The sequence below is a fragment of the Streptomyces sp. col6 genome (genome assembly GCF_008042035.1).
Classification (GTDB): Bacteria; Actinomycetota; Actinomycetes; order Streptomycetales; family Streptomycetaceae; genus Streptomyces.
The window spans coordinates 331,852-349,603 of the sequence record NZ_RDBL01000029.1; the positions used below are offsets into that span (position 1 = coordinate 331,852).

17 protein-coding genes and 1 pseudogene are annotated in these 17,752 nt (G+C 73.2%); 9 read left to right on the forward strand and 9 right to left on the reverse strand.

The features are described 5' to 3' along the window. Positions 1 to 17: 17 nt before the first annotated feature. A pseudogene (locus EAO73_RS30740) lies at positions 18 to 80 on the forward strand (DUF397 domain-containing protein); the annotation flags it as partial. Here the strand turns inward: EAO73_RS30740 and EAO73_RS30745 are convergent. Together EAO73_RS30745 and EAO73_RS30750 are read right to left on the reverse strand one after the other, a co-directional pair. After that, complete coding sequence (locus EAO73_RS30745; RefSeq protein ID WP_147974787.1) at positions 67 to 507, reverse strand: nucleoside deaminase; 441 nt, start codon at positions 505 to 507, stop codon at positions 67 to 69. The pseudogene EAO73_RS30740 and the gene EAO73_RS30745 overlap by 14 nt on opposite strands. Then, complete coding sequence (locus EAO73_RS30750) at positions 504 to 1,355, reverse strand: TIGR03619 family F420-dependent LLM class oxidoreductase (RefSeq protein ID WP_147974788.1); 852 nt, start codon at positions 1,353 to 1,355, stop codon at positions 504 to 506. Before EAO73_RS30750 ends, EAO73_RS30745 begins: the two co-directional genes overlap by 4 nt. A gap of 94 nt (positions 1,356 to 1,449) precedes the next feature. Here EAO73_RS30750 and EAO73_RS30755 point away from each other — a divergent pair, with 94 nt between their 5' ends. Next, complete coding sequence (locus tag EAO73_RS30755; RefSeq protein WP_147974789.1) at positions 1,450 to 1,914, forward strand: Lrp/AsnC family transcriptional regulator; 465 nt, start codon at positions 1,450 to 1,452, stop codon at positions 1,912 to 1,914. Between the two features lie 67 nt (positions 1,915 to 1,981). Here EAO73_RS30755 and EAO73_RS30760 read toward each other — a convergent pair whose 3' ends face one another. The 4 genes from EAO73_RS30760 to EAO73_RS30775 form a co-directional block, all read right to left on the reverse strand. Then, positions 1,982 to 2,194, reverse strand: coding sequence for a hypothetical protein (locus EAO73_RS30760; protein WP_147974790.1), 213 nt, complete (start codon positions 2,192 to 2,194; stop codon positions 1,982 to 1,984). An 86-nt stretch (positions 2,195 to 2,280) separates the two neighbouring features. Then, positions 2,281 to 3,174, reverse strand: a complete 894-nt coding sequence (locus EAO73_RS30765; RefSeq protein ID WP_147974791.1) for an SDR family oxidoreductase — start codon at positions 3,172 to 3,174, stop codon at positions 2,281 to 2,283. Further along, positions 3,171 to 4,151, reverse strand: a complete 981-nt coding sequence (locus EAO73_RS30770; protein ID WP_147974792.1) for an alpha/beta fold hydrolase — start codon at positions 4,149 to 4,151, stop codon at positions 3,171 to 3,173. Before EAO73_RS30770 ends, EAO73_RS30765 begins: the two co-directional genes overlap by 4 nt. Beyond that, positions 4,148 to 5,674, reverse strand: coding sequence for a flavin-containing monooxygenase (locus EAO73_RS30775; protein WP_147974793.1), 1,527 nt, complete (start codon positions 5,672 to 5,674; stop codon positions 4,148 to 4,150). Before EAO73_RS30775 ends, EAO73_RS30770 begins: the two co-directional genes overlap by 4 nt. A gap of 194 nt (positions 5,675 to 5,868) precedes the next feature. Here EAO73_RS30775 and EAO73_RS30780 point away from each other — a divergent pair, with 194 nt between their 5' ends. Together EAO73_RS30780 and EAO73_RS30785 are read left to right on the forward strand one after the other, a co-directional pair. Continuing rightward, positions 5,869 to 6,513, forward strand: coding sequence for a MerR family transcriptional regulator (locus EAO73_RS30780; RefSeq protein ID WP_147975397.1), 645 nt, complete (start codon positions 5,869 to 5,871; stop codon positions 6,511 to 6,513). A 271-nt stretch (positions 6,514 to 6,784) separates the two neighbouring features. Continuing rightward, the gene (locus tag EAO73_RS30785) at positions 6,785 to 7,201 is read left to right on the forward strand and encodes a hypothetical protein (protein WP_147974794.1); all 417 of its coding nucleotides are present in this window, start codon (positions 6,785 to 6,787) and stop codon (positions 7,199 to 7,201) included. A gap of 67 nt (positions 7,202 to 7,268) precedes the next feature. Here EAO73_RS30785 and EAO73_RS30790 read toward each other — a convergent pair whose 3' ends face one another. Beyond that, positions 7,269 to 10,307: an AfsR/SARP family transcriptional regulator gene (locus EAO73_RS30790; protein WP_147974795.1), complete on the reverse strand. Its 3,039-nt coding sequence runs from the start codon at positions 10,305 to 10,307 to the stop codon at positions 7,269 to 7,271. Positions 10,308 to 10,515: 208 nt separating this feature from the next. Next, positions 10,516 to 11,331, reverse strand: a complete 816-nt coding sequence (locus EAO73_RS30795) for an exodeoxyribonuclease III (RefSeq protein WP_147974796.1) — start codon at positions 11,329 to 11,331, stop codon at positions 10,516 to 10,518. A gap of 50 nt (positions 11,332 to 11,381) precedes the next feature. On the opposite strand from EAO73_RS30795, the gene EAO73_RS30800 reads away from it, so the two are divergent. Further along, the gene (locus EAO73_RS30800) at positions 11,382 to 11,876 is read left to right on the forward strand and encodes a GNAT family N-acetyltransferase (protein WP_147974797.1); all 495 of its coding nucleotides are present in this window, start codon (positions 11,382 to 11,384) and stop codon (positions 11,874 to 11,876) included. Positions 11,877 to 11,889: 13 nt separating this feature from the next. Here EAO73_RS30800 and EAO73_RS30805 read toward each other — a convergent pair whose 3' ends face one another. Continuing rightward, a complete protein-coding gene (locus EAO73_RS30805; protein ID WP_147974798.1) occupies positions 11,890 to 12,306 on the reverse strand; it encodes a hypothetical protein in 417 nt (138 codons plus the stop codon). Between the two features lie 155 nt (positions 12,307 to 12,461). Here EAO73_RS30805 and EAO73_RS30810 point away from each other — a divergent pair, with 155 nt between their 5' ends. The 4 genes from EAO73_RS30810 to EAO73_RS30825 all read left to right on the forward strand — a co-directional run bounded on the left by EAO73_RS30810 (position 12,462) and on the right by EAO73_RS30825 (position 17,738). Next, positions 12,462 to 13,709: a sensor histidine kinase gene (locus EAO73_RS30810; RefSeq protein ID WP_147974799.1), complete on the forward strand. Its 1,248-nt coding sequence runs from the start codon at positions 12,462 to 12,464 to the stop codon at positions 13,707 to 13,709. Further along, positions 13,694 to 14,341 (forward strand): response regulator transcription factor, encoded by a 648-nt coding sequence (locus EAO73_RS30815; RefSeq protein ID WP_147974800.1) that lies wholly within the window; start codon positions 13,694 to 13,696, stop codon positions 14,339 to 14,341. The genes EAO73_RS30810 and EAO73_RS30815 overlap by 16 nt, the downstream gene beginning before the upstream one ends. Before the next feature lie 171 nt (positions 14,342 to 14,512). Beyond that, a complete protein-coding gene (locus EAO73_RS30820; protein WP_147975398.1) occupies positions 14,513 to 16,627 on the forward strand; it encodes an FUSC family protein in 2,115 nt (704 codons plus the stop codon). Next, entirely contained in the window at positions 16,614 to 17,738 is a 1,125-nt protein-coding gene (locus EAO73_RS30825) for a PP2C family protein-serine/threonine phosphatase (protein WP_147974801.1), read from the forward strand. Before EAO73_RS30820 ends, EAO73_RS30825 begins: the two co-directional genes overlap by 14 nt. Positions 17,739 to 17,752: the final 14 nt, after the last annotated feature.

The following is a 17,752-nucleotide window of genomic DNA, read 5'->3' on the forward strand; positions in this document are numbered from 1 at the left end:
CCAAGCGCCCCGAAGGGCCCGCCCTTCTTCTCGGCGCCGCCGCATGGGCGCCCTTCATCGACGCCGTCAAGGCCGGCTGACGCCGTAGTACGGCTCCACCACCGCCCGTACCTCCTCCAGCAGCGCCGGGCCCTCCTGCGGTACGGGCGGGCGGTTGCTGCCCGGCCGGATGGTCAGCAGTTGTTCGCCGGAGAGGGCGAAGACCACGCGGCCCAGCCCCGCTTGCTGGATGACCGCCGCGCACATCGTGCAAGGCTCGCAGCTGGTGTACATCGTCGTGGCGGCGGCCGTCGCCGCGTCCAGCCGCGCCGCCGCCCAGCGGGCGAGCTTCAGTTCGGGGTGGGCGGTGATGTCGTGGTCGGTGAGGGTCGTGTTGCGGTCCTCCGCGAGGATCGTGCCGTCCGGGGCCGCGAGGAGCGATCCGTACGGCGGGTTGCCGGTCTCGCGGGCCTCGGCGGCGAGGGCGATGGCGCGCCGCAGGAGGGTGTGGTCGGCGGTCGTGGTCATGGCTGCTCCGTTGTCGAGAGGTGGGCGGCGACCGTGGCCAGGGCCTGGCGGGCGGGCTGCGGGCGGGAGGTCTCGCGGGGGTCGCCGTGGTACGGGTCGAGGACGACGGTGTCGGCGCCCAGCAGCCGCAACCGGTCCAGGTCCTCCATGATCTGGTCGATCGTGCCCTCGCCCGCGAGGCGTTCGGGCCCGTCGACGGGGGTCGGGGTGACCCGGAGGGCGATCCGGGGCGCGAACGCGGGGACGGGGAGGCCCTGTTCGGACGCGGAGGCCCGCAGCCGGTCCGCGCCCTCCCGGAGCCACGGCATCGTGCAGCGCAGGGGGTGCCAGGCGTCCCCGAACCGTACGGCCCGCCGCACGCCCGCGTCGCTGTTGCCGCCGATCCAGACGGGGATGCGCCGGTCGCCGTAGGAGGCGGTGTCGGCCCAGGCCTCCCGGAGGTCGCGCAGGACGCCGTCGGTGAGGCGTCCGCGCCGGTCGAAGGGGATGCCGAGGGCGGCGAACTCCTGCCGGGCCCAGCCCACTCCGACGCCGAGGACAAGCCGTCCGCCGCTGAGGGCGTCCAGGTTGGCCGCCATCCGGGCGGTCAGCAGGGCGTGCCGGTACGGGGCGATGAGCACCGTCGTGCCGAGGCGGACGCGGGTGGTGAGCCCGGCGAGCCAGGACAGGGTGGTGAAGGGCTCGTAGAAGGGGGCCGGGTAGCGCTCGGCGACGTCGGGCGTGATGGCCACGTGGTCGGAGAGCATCAGCAGGTCGAAACCCAGGCCCTCCACGGTCAGCGCCCAGTCGCGCAGGACGCCGGGGTCGGTGCCGGGGCCGAAATTGGGGACGTTCACGCCGATTTTCACGCCGCCGAGCCTAGCCAGGCAGACCCGCCTCCTTGAAGGGATTCCCGCCTGTGCAGGGGCCGTTGACCCGTGAATATCCCGGTAATCTGACCGGATGACCGGGAATCTCGACGCGACGGACTGGGCGATCCTGGACGAGCTCCAGCGGGACGGCCGGATCGCCTTCACGGAGCTGGCGCGGCGGGTGAACCTGAGCGCGTCGGCGGCGACCGAGCGGGTGCGGCGGCTGGAGACGGCCGGGATCATCACGGGATACCGGGCGGAGGTGGACCTGGAGCGGACCGGATACGTGGCGCTGGCGGTGGTCCGGCTGAAATATCCCGGCAGCCGGCACGAGCCGCTGCGCCGGATGCTCGCAGAGCGCCCGGAGATCCTGGAGTGCCTGCGTACCACCGGGGACGACTGCTACGTCCTGAAGGTGGCGGCCACCTCGATGGCACACCTGGAGGAGATCGTGGACGAGCTGGCCGAGTTCGGGAGCACGACGACCAACCTCGTGCTCAGCCGGACGCTGCCGTTCCGGGGTCCGGCCGAGCCCCGGGAGCGCCCGCGTCCCTGACTTCCGGCACGCGAAGGGGCGCACCCGGAAGAATCCGGGTGCGCCCCTCGGCGTCACCGCGCGACCGTTACCGGTCGAAGCGCTCGCGCACCTCGTCCGTCGCGCCCTGGGCGCGCTCGCGGCCCTGCTGCGAGGCCTGCTTGGCGCGGTCGCGGCCCTGCTGGGACGCGTCCTTCGCGCGGTCGCGGCCCTGGCCCTGGCGCTGGCGGTCCTGCGCCTGGTCCTGCGCCTGCCCGGCGAGGTCCTTGGCCTTGTCCTTGAACTGGTCGGCGATGCCCATGCTGTTCACTCCTATGTGGTGCGTGGGGGTCGGCCCCGGTGGGGCCTCGACCAGATTCACACGGCCGGCCACGCTCCGCATGTCGATCACTCACACTCCGTGCGCGCGGCGCGTTCGCCCTGGTCAGCGGCGCCCCCGGCACCGACGAGGCCCTTGCTCATGCCCTCCAGGCGGGGGGCGAACCGGCGCATCTCGCGCTGGCCGACGACGCCGATGAGGGAGGGCAGATAGCCGCGTACGGACTGCATGCCGCGCAGCCACCACTGGGCGTAGACGTGGGGCGAGCGGCGCTCGATGCCGGCGACGATGCGGTCGACGGCGGGGCCGAGCGGGTACGTACGGTTCGCGGGCCACGGCAGGCGCTGGCGGAGGTCGCGCATGACGTCGTCCTCGTCGGCGCCGCGCACCATGTCGGTGTCGGTCCACGAGAGGTAGCCGACGCCCACCTTCACGCCCCGGTAGCCGACTTCGGCGCGCAGGCTGTGTGCGAAGGCCTCGACGCCGGACTTGGAGGCGCAGTAGGCGCTCATCATCGGGGCCGGCGTTATGGCGGCGAGGGACGCGATCTGGAGGAAGTAGCCGCGGCTCTCCATGAGGACGGGCAGGAACGCGCGGGCGGTCACCGCGCCGCCGATGAGGTTGACCTCGATGACCCGGCGCCAGGCGACGGGGTCGGAGTCGACGAGGGGGCCGCCGGTGGCGACGCCGGCGTTGGCGACGACGATGTCGACCTTGCCGAAGCGAGCCTTGACCTCCTGGGCGACGCGGGCCATGGCCTCGTGGTCGGTGACGTCGGCGTGCCAGTGGTCGCTCTCGCCGTGGAGGCGGGCGGAGACCTTCTTCAGCTCGTCGGGTTCGAGACCGACGAGGGCGAGGACCGCGCCGCGGGCGGAGAGTTTGCGGGCGAGCAGTTCACCGACACCGCGGGCGGCGCCGGTGACGACGACGACCTGTCCTTCGAGACTTCCCCTGCCGCTCATGCGACCTCCTCCTTGCCCTCGGCGTTGTCCTCGACGTGTCCGACGTCCGTCGGGCCCGCTGTGTTCCGGTCCGGGACGACCGGCAGGTAGGTGGTCACCAGTTCGCGTATCCTCGCCGTGACCACCTCCGGCGCCTCCACCGGAGTCATGTGCCCCATGCCCGTCAGCTCGGTGAGCCCCAGACAGTCGGGCAGCGCCGCCGCTATGGCGCGGGCGTGGACGGGCGGCGTGAGCCGGTCCTCCGTACCCGCGATGACGGCGGTGGGCACTCGCAACTCCCGTACGCCCGCGTCGAGGTCCAGCTCCGCGAGGACCTGACCCCAGGCGACGCGCGGCAGCCGGGGGCAGGCGTGCACGATACGGGCGCAGGTGTCGACCTTGTCCGGGGCCGAACCGGGGCCCATCGTCCCGTACTTCAGTATCCGCCGCGAAACCGGCGTGACCGGGCCGAGCGGGGCGCGGGCGCCGAGTACGGCGCGGGTGAGCCGCGTGCGTACGGCTCCGGCGCGCATCGGCACGACCAGCGACTCGGCCAGGAGCCGGGAACTGCCGGTGCTGCAGAGCAGGACGGCGGCGGTGTGCTCGCGCAGCTTGGCGCGGCGGGAGGCGGACATGATGGTCATGCCGCCCATGGAGTGCCCGGCGAGGACGGCCTTCTCGCCGGGGGCGAGGGTCGCGGCGAGGACCGCTTCGAGGTCGTCGGCCAGCGCGTCGGTGCTGTAGCCGTCGCGGGCGGCGGCGGGTGAGGTGCCGTGGCCGCGCTGGTCGTAGGCGATGACGCGGTGGTCGACGGCGAGGTCCCGTATCTGGGCGTCCCAGAAGCTGGTGTTGCAGGTCCAGCCGTGGGAGAGGACGACGGCGGGCGCGCCGTCCTGGCCGTGGATCTCGACGTGTATGCGGGAGCCGTCGGCGGAGACGGCGAGGAGTTCGCGGGCGGCGACGGGCCGGCGCCCGGCGACGGGCAGCGGACGGCTCATCGGACGGCCTCCTCGGAGACGGTCTCGCCGGGGGTGCGCTGGGCCGGGAGGGCCGGGCGCAGGACCTGGTACTCGGAGACGTCGACGGTCCGGGTGGCCTTGCGGAACTCGGCGGTGGTGCCGGGCCAGACAGTGGTGTTGCGGCCGTTGGCGTCGAGGTACCAGCTGTTGCAGCCGCCGGTGTTCCAGACGGTGCGCTTCATGCGCTCCTGGACGCGGCGGTTCCAGGCGCCGACGGCGGAGGGGCGGGCGTCGAGGGCGACCTTGCCGCCGAGGACGTCCAACTGCCGCAGGTAGTCGGCCATGTAGTTCAGCTGGGACTCGATCATGAGGATCATCGAGGAGTTCCCGAGCCCGGTGTTGGGGCCGATGATGGTCATCCAGTTCGGGAAGCCGGCCGCGCTGGCGCCGCGCAGCGCCTGCATGCCGTCCTTCCAGGACTCCGTGAGCGTGATCCCGTCGGCGCCGACGACGCGTTCGGCGATCGGCATGTCGGTGACGTGGAAGCCGGTGCCGAAGATGATCGCGTCGACCTCGGCCTCGGTGCCGTCCGATGCGACGACGGTGGAGCCGCGGACCTCGGCGAGGCCGGAGGCGACGACGTCGACATTGGGCTGGGCGAGGGCTGGGTAGTACGTACTCGACAGCAGGATGCGCTTGCAGCCGATGCGGTACGAGGGGGTCAGCTTGGCGCGCAGGGCGGGGTCCTTGATGGACCGGGCCATGTTGGACTTGGCTATCCGCTCGACCAGGCCGAGCTGGTCGGGGTGCTTGGTGAAGGCGCTGACCTGCAACTCCCGGATACCCCACAGGAGTCCGCGGCGCGCGGTGCCGGTGGCGGGCAGGGCGCGGTGCAGCCATCGCTCGGCGCCGCTGATCTTCCGGTCCATGCGGGGCATGACCCAGGGTGGGGTGCGCTGGAAGAGGGTGAGCTTGCCGGCCTTGGGCTGGATCGCGGGCACGATCTGGATGGCGGAGGCGCCGGTGCCGATCATCGCGACGCGCTTGCCGGTGAGGTCGGCGTCGTGGTCCCAGCGGGCGGAGTGGAAGACCTTGCCGGGGAAGTCGGCGAGCCCTGGGATGTCGGGCATCTTCGGGTCGGAGAGCGGCCCGGTCGCGGAGACGACGACGTCGGCGACGATCGTGGTGCCGTTGGCGCTGTCGATGACCCAGTGCAATTCGTCGTTGTCCCAGCGCATCTGCTTCACCTCGTGGTTGAGGCGCAGGTGCGGACGGAGCCCGAAGGTGTCGGCGACGTGCTCCAGGTAGGCGCGGATGTGCTCCTGCCCGGAGAAGGTGCGCGGCCACTCGGGGTTGGGGGCGAACGAGAAGGAGTACAGGTGGGACGGTACGTCGCAGGCGCAGCCCGGGTAGCTGTTGTCGCGCCAGGTGCCGCCGACGGAACCGGCGCGCTCCAGGACCACGAAATCGGTGATGCCTTCGCGTCGCAGCCGGACCGCGGCCCCGAGGCCCCCGAATCCGGATCCGATCACCGCCACGCGTACATGCTCGTGCTGGGCCATGCTGCCGCCTCCCGCGGTACGTCACACGACTCTGCCAGCAATCACTGGCATTGTTGGGAGGGTAGAGCAGCTTCGTACCGATGGGTAGGGGGCGGGCGAAGGAAAGTTACCCGCGGTACAACCTGGGGCCCCGGCGCCGGGGAGGCGGATAGGGTGCGGGGGTGGCAGAGGGACGCGAGCACCGCGAGTACCGCATGGAGGAGCTGGCCAAGGAGGCCGGCATCCCCGTCCGGACCGTGCGCTTCTACCGGGAGCGCGGCCTGATCTCACCGCCCCGCCGCGAGGGCCGCATCGCCTGGTACGACGACCACCACCTGGCCCGCCTGCGCACGATCACCGGTCTCCTGGAACGCGGCCACACCCTCACCGGCATCGCCGACCTCGCCCGCACCTTCGAGAGCGGGCGCGACGTCGCGGAGGTGCTGGGCCTGGGCGAACCGTCCGAGGAGACCCCGGTCCGCCTCACACCGGAGCAGCTCGCGGACTACTTCGGGGGCGAGTCCACGCCGGAGAACCTGGCGCTGGCGATGGAGCTGGGCTACCTGGGGACGGACGGCGCGGCGATCGTCCACATCAGCCGCCGCCTGCTGGACGTGTCGGCGGAGCTGGTCCGCGAGGGCGTCCCCCTCGCCTCGGTCCTCGCCACCGGCCGCCGGGTCCGTGAACACGCGGAGGCGCTGGCGGACCTGTTCGTGTCGGTCCTCCAGGAGTACGGCGCGGAGACGGACCCGGAACCGCCCCAACTCCGGCCGCTGGCCCGCGCGGTGATGGACGCGGAGTTGTCGATGGCGCTGGACCGGCGGCTGCGGCGGGAGAAACCGGAGCCGGAGGAGCAGTAAGCGGCCCCGCGCCCGGTCTGCAGGCGTTCTGCAGGATTTTTGCAGCAGGACGCTGGCAGTGTCCCGGGGAGCGGGCGGTCGTCAGGGCCACATGCCACACGGTGTCCAGAGCCCGTGCGGTGAGGCACGTGCCGTCGCCCGAGTCGATCAGTGCGGAGGGGATCCCGTGACCCGGGGTCGGCCCGGCACGTCCGGCGTCCCCCCACCGCTTTCCGTGCGGCACGCGGCACAGCCCGCTCCGCACGGTTTCTCTCGCAGAAGGAGCCACCCTGTGAAGCCTCGTATCGGGCGGATACTCGCCGGCGCGACCGCGCTGGCCGCCGCCGCCCTCATGATGAGCGGCGCCACCGCCTCCGCCCAGACCGAGCCCGGCATCGACTGGGACCACATCTTCAATCCCTACAGCCCCAACCCCAGCTCCGGCGCGCGCGTGTACGTCGAGGAGTACGGCGACATCATCTCGGTGTGCGACACCGCGAAGGACGGGAAGTCCGCCACCGTCGAGGTCAGCGAGGACGGTTACACCGACGCCGGGTACACCATGACCGTCAGCAGCGGTTACGGCACGTGCAAGACGCACCGGGCCAGCGACGGCGGAAAGTACAACCTCGACGAGAAGAACTACGTCTTCCTCAGGTTCTGGGCCAAGGGCGACGACAGCTACGGCGACTTCTACAACGATCACTGAGCCGTCGTCGCTGTTCATGAGCAGTTGAACGAGGGCCGGGGTGAGGCGAGGCACGGGGGTTCCCGCCTCACCCCGGCCCTCGGGCAGCGGCCAGGATGGTGCGGGCGCGGTCTGCCACCGGTCGCAGACCCAGTTCCCCGGCGGCCGCCAGGGCGGCTTCCGCCAGCTCCGCGGCGGCCTCGGCGTTGCCCTCCGCATACCGCACCCGGGCGAGGCCGGTACGGGCGTCCGCCTCCTGGTGCCGGAAGCCCGAGCGGCCGGCGATCTCCAGCGCTTCCTCCAGGTGCGCCGCCGCCTGCGGCAACTCGCCACCGAGGCGCGACACTTCGCCGAGATTGAGCAGGCAGTCACTCAGCGCGGTGGGATCCGCCGTCTCACGGGCGAACGCCAGCGCCTTCTCCGCGAGCGGGCGGGCCAGGTCGAGGCGGCCGGTGTCCCGGTGCGTGCGCGCCAGAATCTCTTGGGCATCCGCCTCGTTGCGGCGCTTGCGGTGCTCCTGGGACAGGCGCAGGGCCAGGGTTCCGTCGGCCAGCGCCGCCTCGTAGTCGCCCCGGCCGTGGTGGGCTATGGCCCGGTTGACGAGCGGGCTGATGGTGCCCATCGTCTGCCCGTGACTCCGGGAGAGTTCGATGGCCTCACTCCCCCGCTCGACGGCCTGCTCCCACTCGCCGAGGTAGGAGTGGATCAGGGACACGACGTTGAGGGCGATACCGAGGAGTACCGGGCGGTCGAGGCCGCGGAGCAGTTCCACACCGCGTTCCTGCCATTCCCCTGCCTGACGCATCTGACCGCGACGCCCGTAGTAGACGGCCAGGTTGGACATGACGCTCGCCTGGCCGGGGACGAATCCGGCGGTGCGGTAGCCCTCCAGGGCGCCGAGGAAGTGGTCCAGATTGCGCCCCTGGTCCTCGGTGTGATGGCCCAGCACTCCGAGGCTCTGGAGCATCGCCGCCCGCGCGAGGGGGTCACCCGCGGCCTCGGCGGCGCGCAGGCCGGCGGTGGCCATCGCCTTCCATTCGACCCGGTGGTGCCGGTAGTACACGTACATGCGCAGCTGGTCGGCGAGCTGCCAGGCGATGTGACGCGGGCCCGTCGCGGCAGCGCGGCCGACCACGGCGACCAGGTTCGCGAGTTCCTGGTCGAGCCACCCCAGGGCCTGCTTCCGGTCGGCGAACCGTCCGGAGGCGGCGCGCTCCCGGGGCAGTTGCGCGACGCCCGTGTACTCGAAGGCGGTGGCGGCCTCGGCGGTGGCGAGATACCAGTCGCACAGCCTCTGCCACGCCGCCTCGTGCGCGGGCTGCGCCGCGGCGTGCTCCGCCGCGTACAGCCGCAGCAGGTCGTGGAAGAGGAAGCGGTCTGCCGCACTGCGCTGCAACAGGCTCGCGTCGGCCAGCACGTCGAGCAGCTCCTCGGCCACGGCCGGTTCGTCCCCCAGCAGAGCCGCAGCGGCCTCCGCGCCGAAGTCCGGTCCGGGGTGCAGGCCGAGCAGGGCGAACAGCCGGACCGCGGACGGGTCCAGGAACGCGAGGGAGTCGTCGAAGGCGGTACGGACCGCGGCCCGGCGGTCACCGGCGATGGACAGTTTCGCCAGGCGCCCGTCGCTGTCCAGGTCGGCGGCGTAGGCCTCCAGCGACCGTCCGGGCCGGGCCGCGAGATTGGCGGCGGCGATCCGCAGGGCCAGCGGAAGCCGCGCGCACTGCTCGGCGAGGCGTCGGGACGCCTCCGGCTCCGCGGCCACCCGGTCCTCGCCGAGAACGCCGGACAGCAGGGTGTGCGCCTCTTCCCGGTCCAGCACCTGGAGCCGGACGGCGTGCGCGGCATGGCTGACGCCGAGACCGCGCAGCTCGAAACGGCTGGTGACCAGCACGGCCACCCCCGCGGTGCCGGGCAGCAACGGCCTGACCTGTTCGGCGTCCGCCGCGTCGTCGAGCACGATGAGGACCCGGCGGCCGGTGAGCCGGCCACGGAAGACCGCGGCCCGGTCCTCCAACGGCTCCGGAATGGTGGCCACGTCCAGACCGGAGGCCTGCAACAGAGCCGCCAGGACCTCGGACGGATCGCGGGGGCGGTCGCCCGCGCCCAGCAACCGCACGTACCACTGCCCGTCGGGGAAGGCCTGCCGCAGACGATGACCGAGGTGCACCGCCAGCGCCGTCTTGCCGACACCGGGCGTGCCGGTGATGACGACGGGTGCGGTGGTCTCCCCCCGCGCCGCCGCCGTGAACAGGGTCTCCAGTTCTTGTATCGCCCCACTCCGGCCCACGAACCCCGGGACGGCGAAGGGGAGTTGGCACTGCACGGTCCAGTCGCCCGGTATGCCGTCCGACGTGGCCCGCGGCGGCTTCCGGGGCCGGGCAGGTGCCCCGCCCAGCTCCGGGGCGTCGCGCAGGACCGCCTCGTGCAGATGCCGCAGGGCCGCACCGGGATCGACGCCGAACTCCTGCGCCAGGCTGCGCCGGAACGCTTCGTAGTGAGCGAGCGCCTCCACCTGCCTGCCGGAGCGGAACAGCACGGTCATGAGCTGCGCGGCGATCCGCTCGTCCCACGGGTGTTCGGCGGCGAGGCCCCGTACCTGCTCGGTGAGACCGGCCGGCCCGCCCGCGGCAAGCCGGTGGTCGATACGGTCGAGCAGAGCGGCCAGCCGTTCCTGCTCCAGGCCCGCGCGTACGGATTCGGCCCAGTCGCCGGCGATGCCGGAAAGCGCGTCACCGTGCCACAGGCCGAGCGCCTCGTCCAGAGTTCGCTCCGCCTCCGCGTCGCTGCCGGCGTCGCGGGCCCGCACGGTCAGGCTCCGGAAGCGGTGCAGGTCGATGTCGGCGGCAGAGGCCGTGAGCAGGTAGCCGCCGGCCCGGCGCTCTATCGCCGCCGTGTCGGCGCCCTGCGGGGGCAGGGCGCCCCGCAGACGTGTCAGGTAGCTCTGGAGCGTGCCTCGTGCGGTGGGGGGCGGGGAGTGGCCCCATACGCACTGGATCAGATGATCGACGGAGAGCGGGACCCCCGGGGCCAGCAGGAACGCGGCGAGGACGCATCGCTGCTTCGGCGAGCCGAGGGATACCTGGCGGCCGTCGTGCGATACCCCCACGGGGCCCAGGAGCTGGAATTGCAAGCGGTGTCACCCGTCCGTAGATGTGCGGCAGGCACGGCATGCCATCGGCACCGCCGGGCCGGAACACGGGCCTGGCGCTGCCGGCCCCACGGCCGTCGCGCCGGAGGCCGCGGCAGGTGGCCCGATGCCGGGCCAACCTAGCGCGACCGCGCCCCCGCACCCGAAGAGGGGGCACCACCCCTCGGCCGGGGCGTTCCGCAGCCGCTCGCTACAGGTCGAAGACGGCGGTCACGGGCGCGTGGTCGCTCCACCGCTCGCCGTGGCTTGCCGCCCGCTCCACCCACGCCTTCACCGCGCGCCCGGCGAGCCCGGGGGTGGCCACCAGGTAGTCGATGCGCCAGCCCGTGTCGTTGTCGAACGCACGCCCCCGGTACGACCACCACGAGTACGGGCCCTCGACGTCCGGGTGCAGGGCGCGTACGACGTCGACGTACTCGGCCTCCGCGAAGACCCGGGTCAGCCACGCGCGCTCCTCGGGCAGAAAGCCGGAGTTCTTGCGGTTGGCGCGCCAGTTCTTGAGGTCGGCCTCCTGGTGGGCGATGTTCCAGTCACCGCAGACGACGACCTCGCGGCCCTCGGCGGCGGCGCGCGCCTTCAGCCCGACGAGGTAGGGCAGGAACGCGGCCATGAAGCGCTCCTTCTCGTCCTGCCGCTCGGTGCCGACCTCGCCGGAGGGCAGGTACAGGCTCGCGACCGTGACGCCGGGCAGGTCGATCTCGACGTACCGCCCGCTTGTGTCGAACTCCTCGCCCCCGTCCTGCCCGTGACCGCCGAACCCGGTCTGCACGCGCTCGGGGGCCCGCCGCGAGTAGAGGGAGACCCCGGCCCGCCCCTTGGCGGCAGCCGGCGCGTGGACGGTGTGCCAGCCCTCGGGCTCACGCACCTGAGCGGGCAGCTGCTCGGGCTCGGCGCGCACTTCCTGGAGGCAGATCACATCGGCGTCGGTCGCGGCCAGCCACTCGACGAAGCCCTTCTTGGCCGCGGCGCGGAGACCGTTTACATTCACGCTGGTCACAGTGAGCATTCCGGCACGATACCGACCCTTGACTGCCGCATACATGTACACTACTTCGCATGAATATCCAGGTCCGGGCCTTCGACCACCCCGATGCCGTCAAACTCAACGATCGCGTGCAGCTCGAATACGCCGAGCGCTACGGCGATGGGGGCGATGTCACACCGCTGGACGCCACGATGTTCGACCCGCCTCACGGCCTGTACCTGATCGCGTACGACGCGTCGGAGCAGCCCGTCGCCACCGGCGGCTGGCGCGCCCAGGAGCGCAACGACGAGGGCTACTCGGACGGTGACGCCGAGCTGAAGCGGATGTACGTCATACCGGAGGGCCGCGGCCAGGGCCTCGCCCGCCGCATCCTCGCCGCCCTGGAGGCCGATGCCCGTGCCGCCGGCCGCACCCGCATGGTCCTGGAGACCGGCGACCGCCAGCCGGAGGCCATCGCCCTGTACCTCTCCAGCGGCTACACCCCCTGCGGCAAGTTCGGCCACTACCGCACGTACGACAGCAGCCGCTGCTACGCGAAGCCGCTCCGGGAGGGCGGCGCGGTCTGAGACCGCCTTTCCCTCACCCCGTCTTCGGAAACGCCGTCCGCAGCGCCGCCCCGCGTGTCAGGAACGCCACCCGGATCACCGGCAGCATGCACAGCGCCTGGGCCGCCGCGTACCAGGGCGGGCAGACGCCCGGGATCAGGTCCACGCCGATGATCGCGATCGGCATGATCACCGCGAGAGTGCTCATCCGCTCGAACGCGCGGCGGGAGCCGTCGGCCGCGGCGGTCGTGATGCGCAGGAGTACGTACGCGATCACCGGCAGCAGGACCGCGCGGACCCACATGAAGGTGTTCACCGAGTGGCCGGTGGCCGCCACCGCGATCACCGCGAGCAGGGCCGCGCCGGAGAGTGCCCCGTAGAGCGTGATGCTCAGGCGGGCCGATGCGAGGGCCTTCAGGGCCCCGGGCTGGGTGTTCGTCTTCTTGGTCATGGTGACGACGCTACGAATGGCCGGTCCGGCGCGGTATGCGCCTGGACGTACGACGGGGTGGGTCCAGACCCACTCCTCCCCCGGACGGGGCCCGCGCGCCCTCCGCACGGTGCAGAGTGGGGCACCGGGACGAACGGGGAGAGGCGGCAGGCGACATGAGTGCGCGGGAATCGTGGCCGGCACGGGCCGGTACCGGCTTTGTACGGGCGTGCGCAGTCGCCGGCGTCACGCTGCTGATCCCGGCCGTGTGGGCGGGCGCGGTGGCGTGGGGCATCGCGTGGGGCGCGGCGAACCCGTGGTCGTGGGTGGGGCCCTCGGTGCTGGTGTGCGTGGGCACGCTCGCCCTGGCACGGCCGGTGTGCCGGGCGGTCCGCTTCCTGGTCGCCCGCTGGTCCGGGACCGTGATCCCGTCCGGCTACCGGCAGGCGCCGCCGGTGACGCGCATGGCCACCGGCTATTGGTGGAACGGCTTCGACTACCACCGCACCCGGCGCGACGCCCTGATGGACCAGCGGTGGCGGGTGCGCTGGAAGGACCCGGCCAACCGGCGCGACCTCCGGTTCACCGCGATCGCCCCGTTCACGGCGGGGATCGTCGCGTGCGTTCCACCCGCGGGGGTGGTTCTGGCGGCCGTCGGGCTGGGTACGGGCACGCCGGCCGCGCTCCTGGGCCTCCTGGTGGCCGTCGCCTCTTCCCCGTACGCCTGGCGGCCGGTCACCCCCGTCGCGGTCCACTTCCTGCGGCCGTCCGCCACGATGGCGCTGGCGGACCGGGTGGACGAACTCACCGGGCAGCGGGCGGACGCGACGGTGGCTCAGGCCGCCGAGATCCGCCGGATCGAGCGGGACCTGCACGACGGGGCGCAGGCCAGGCTCGTCGCGCTCGGGATGTCCCTGGCGACGGTGGAGAAGCTGATGGAGACCGACCCGGACCGGGCCAGGGCGCTGATGCGCGAGGCACGGGCGGGTGCCACGGCCTCGCTGGCCGAACTGCGCGACCTGGTCCACGGCATCAACCCGCCCGTCCTCAACGACCGGGGCCTCGTCGACGCCGTACGCGCGCTCGCCCTCGACAGCTCGCTCGAAACGGAGGTCGTCGCGAACGTGCCGGGGCGGCTGGACGCGCCCGTCGAGTCGGCGGTGTACTTCGGCGTCGCCGAGCTGCTCACCAACGCGGTCAAGCACGCCCGTGCGACCCGGATGCGGATCTCCCTCGCCCAGGACGAGACGGGTCTCGTCGTCGAGGTGGAGGACGACGGGTGCGGCGGAGCGGCCGTCCGGGACGGCGGCGGGCTCGCGGGGCTGCGACGGCGCCTCGCGGTCTTCGACGGGAGCCTGGACATCACGAGTCCGGCCGGCGGGCCGACCCGCGCGAGGATCATGGTGGCATGCGAATCGTTGTAGCCGAGGATCTGTATCTCCTGCGCGACGGCATGGTCCGTCTCATCGAGGCGTACGGACACGAGGTGGTGGGTACGGCCACGACCGGCCCCGAGACGCTGGCCGCCCTGCGCGAGTTCCGCCCCGACGTGGCGGTGGTGGACGTCCGCATGCCGCCGACGCAGACGGACGAAGGGCTGCGCGCGGCCCTCGCCGCCCGCGCCGAGATGCCGGGCCTGCCGGTGCTGATCCTGTCCCAGTACGTGGAGCAGCTGTACGCCCGCGAGTTGCTGGCCGACGGGTCGGGCGGGGTCGGCTACTTCCTGAAGGAGAGCGTCTTCGACGCCGACCAGTTCATCGACGCGCTGCAACGGGTCGCGGCCGGCGGTACGGCGATGGACCCGGCGGTCATCGCGAAGCTGCTGTCCAGCGGCTCGTCGCACCGCAGGCTGGGCGGTCTCACGGAGCGCGAGCACTCGGTGCTGGCGCTGATGGCGGAGGGCCTGTCCAACCAGGCGATCGCGGGGCGGCTGTTCCTGAGCGACAGCGCGATCAGCAAGTACACGACCTCCCTCTTCGGCAAGCTCGGCATCACCGACGACGGCTCGAACAACCGCCGCGTGCTGGCGGTGCTGGCGTACCTGAACAACCCCTGACCGCTCCGCCGACGCCGATCGTCCGCGAGCGCGACGGCCGGGCCTGTTCAACAATGTCGTGGGGGAAGGGACACGGTCCGGGCGGAGAAGGGAGCGTCGCGGGATGTGCGCACAGCCGCTGCCGGTACGCGACGCGCCGCGCCCGACCGACGGTGGCTGCCGGGCGCCGGGGTGAGCGTCGACAGCGGGTGGCCGGTCGTCGTCCGGCGGGGCGTCCGGGTGGCGCTCGCGGCGGGAGCGGGGTTCTACCCGTTGCTCTACGCCGCCGACCGGCCGGTCGCCGCGCTGTACGCGCTCTTCGCGCCCGTCGCCCTGGGCCTGCTCTCCGCCGTTCCGGGGTCGAGCCGTCAGAAGGCCTCCGTCCTGCTGCGCGCCCTCCCGCCGGGCCTCGTGCTGGCATCCCTGGGCACGTTGCTCGCCGTGAACACCTGGGCCGCGGCGGGCGGCATGCTGGTCATCGGGTTCCTGCTCGCCTTCACGGCCGTCGGGGGACCGCGCCCGGCGGGTACGGGGCCGGGCCTCCAGCTCTTCTACATCCTCGCCTGCTTCCCGCCGTACGCCCCCGGCACCCTGGGCGACCGGCTCCTCGGGCTGACCGCGGGGGTGCTGCTCCTCGTCGCGTGCGAGACCCTTCTGCTGCCCGAACCCGCCGTCCCCTCCTACCGCCGGCGCATGGCCGACGCGCTGCGGACCGCCGCGGACGAGGCGGCCTCGCCCGGCCGCGTACCCCCCGCGACGCTGCGCGCGGCCGGAGCGCGGCTGCGGCTGTCGTCGCTGCCTCCGGCCGAACAGCCCGCGAGCGCGGGGCGGACGGACCGTGCCCTGGACCAGGCCGGCCGCTCGGTGCGCCGGCTCCTGAACCAGCTGGCCACCCTCGCCGAGGAACCGCCGCACGTCGCCGACCCGGCCTCCGCCGAACTCCTGGACCGGGTCGCCGAGGTGTGCACCGGCTGCGCGCACTACCTGCGCACCGGAAAGCGGGCGCCCGTGGCCGGGACGCTCGAAGCGGCCATGCGGCACTTCAGGGCGGAGCGCGTCCGGCTCACCTCCGGGCCGCCGGCGCTCGTCCCCCCGATCGCCGTGCTCAGACGGCAGTCGCGGGTCATGGCACTGGCCGAGTCGGCCCGGATCGTGGAGGTCACGGCCGACATCGCCGCGCACGGCAGGCCCCTCGGCCCGGCCGTCCCGCACGACCAGTTCTGGTACGCGGAGCTGTCGTCGCCGAGGCTCTGGGCGCGCCGGGTCCTCGGCAACATCACCCTGCGGTCGGTGCTCTTCCAGAACGCGGTGCGCACCGCGCTCGGGCTCGCCGCCGCCCGGCTGGTGGCCGGCACCCTCGACCTGGCCCACGGATTCTGGGTCCTGCTGGCGGTGCTGACCCTGGGGCGTACGACGGTGGGCGCGACCTGGCAGGCGGTGCGGCGCGCCGTGGCCGGCAATGTCGTCGGCGCCCTCGCGGCGGGCGCGCTGGTGATCGGGCTCGGCACGCACACCGACGTGTACGCGGCCCTGCTCGCGCCGGCGATGCCGGTGGCGTTCTGCCTGGGCCCGCTGCTGGGGATCGCCTGGGCCCAGGCGGGGTTCACCCTGGTCGTGGCCACCGCGTTCGCCCAGATCGCCCCCGTCACCTGGCGGCTCTCGGAGGCGCGGATGATCGACGTGCTCACCGGCAGCGCGGTCGGCCTGCTGTGCGGGCTCCTCGCCTGGCCGGCCGGAGCCCGGCGCGAGGTCCGCCGCACCATGGCCGCGCTGCTGCACTCCTGCGGCGGCCTGGTCCCGGCCACCGCGCAGGCGCTGATGCACCCTTCGCCCGGCGCGCCCACCCCGGCGCCGACCCTCCCGAGCCTGCACCGGCTGCGCCTCGCCGAGGCGGCGTACGCCCAGTACCGCAGCGAGGCCCCCGCCCTCCGGGAAGGAACCGGAACCGACTGGCACGCGGTGCTCATCGTCGCGAGCCACACGATCCTCGGCGCCCACCGGCTGCCCCGTCTGAGCCTGCCCCAGACCGCCGAGCCGACCGGACCGCCCGCCGCCTGGGCCCGTACGACAGCGGAGGAGCTGGAAGCGGAGGCCGACCGGATCGCCGCCCTGGTCGGCGGCGGGAACCCGGGGCCCGCGCGAGCGCCCGCACCGGCACCGGCCGACTACGCCCCGGCCTCGCTCTCCGTCGACCTGGAGGTGTGGCTGACGAGCCTCGGCCGCCAGCTGGCGTGGATCGAGACCACGGCCCGGCGCGCTGCCGAACCGGCCGCAATCACCGGGAGGGGCGGACATGCCGACGCGTGAAGGGGCGCCCGACACCCGGCCGCCGGCCGGACGGGCCACCAAACTCGTGGTCCTGGGCACGGCCCTGGTCCTGTTGGTCCTGGTGGTGGTCCTCCAGCTCACCACCCCGCCCTCCTCGCACATCGCCTCCGTCCTCGTCGCGATCCCCGCCATCATGGCGTTCGCCTTCCGCCCGCCGATGATCATCGCTTCGGCGATCGTGGCGGCCGCGACCCGCTGGGTGCTCCTGCCGACCGAGCCGCAACGGATCGGTTCCGTGGCCGGAACCACGGTGGTGATCAGCGTCATCGCCGCACTGAGCTGTTTCGTGGTCCGCCGCGGCGAGCAGGACTACGCGCGGCTGCGGAAGGTGGTCTCCGTCGCCGAAACCGCGCAGCGGGCGGTGCTGCGCCCGCCGCCCGAGACCCTGGGCCGCTTCCGTACGGCCGCGAGCTATCTGGCGGCCGCCCAGTACGCCCGCATCGGCGGCGACCTCTACGCGGTGGCGGAGACCGACTTCGGCGTACGGGCCCTCATCGGCGATGTACGCGGCAAGGGGCTCGGCGCCGTGGCCACCGCCGCCGCGGTCCTGGGCTCCTTCCACGAGGCGGCCTACGAGGAGCCCACCCTCGGCCGCCTGGCCGGCCGGCTCGACACCGGGCTGAACCGCTTCCTGCCCGACGAGGAGGCTTTCGTCACCGCTCTCCTGATCGAGACCGCGCCCGACGGCCGCACCCACGCGTACTCCTGCGGCCACCCGCCCGCCCTCGTCCTGGGCGCCGGCACGGTCCGGGAACTCCCGGCCGCCCCCGGTCTCCCCCTGGGCCTGCGCGCCCTCGCGGCCGCACCCGCCCCGGCGGACGCCCCGCAGCCGGCCGGCATGCCGCTGCGCCCCGGCGACACCCTCCTGCTGTACACCGACGGAATCGCGGAGACCCGGAACAGGGCCGGAGTCTTCTACCCGCTCGCCGACCGCCTGACGGCCTATCAGCACGCGTATCCCCAGCCGGTCGACCCGCAGCACCTGCTCGCCTGGCTGCTCGACGACGCCCAGGCCTACAGCGCCGACGACACGTACGACGACGCGGCGCTGCTGGCGCTGACGTGGCTGCCGGATCCCGGCACCGAGTGAGCCCGGAAACGCCG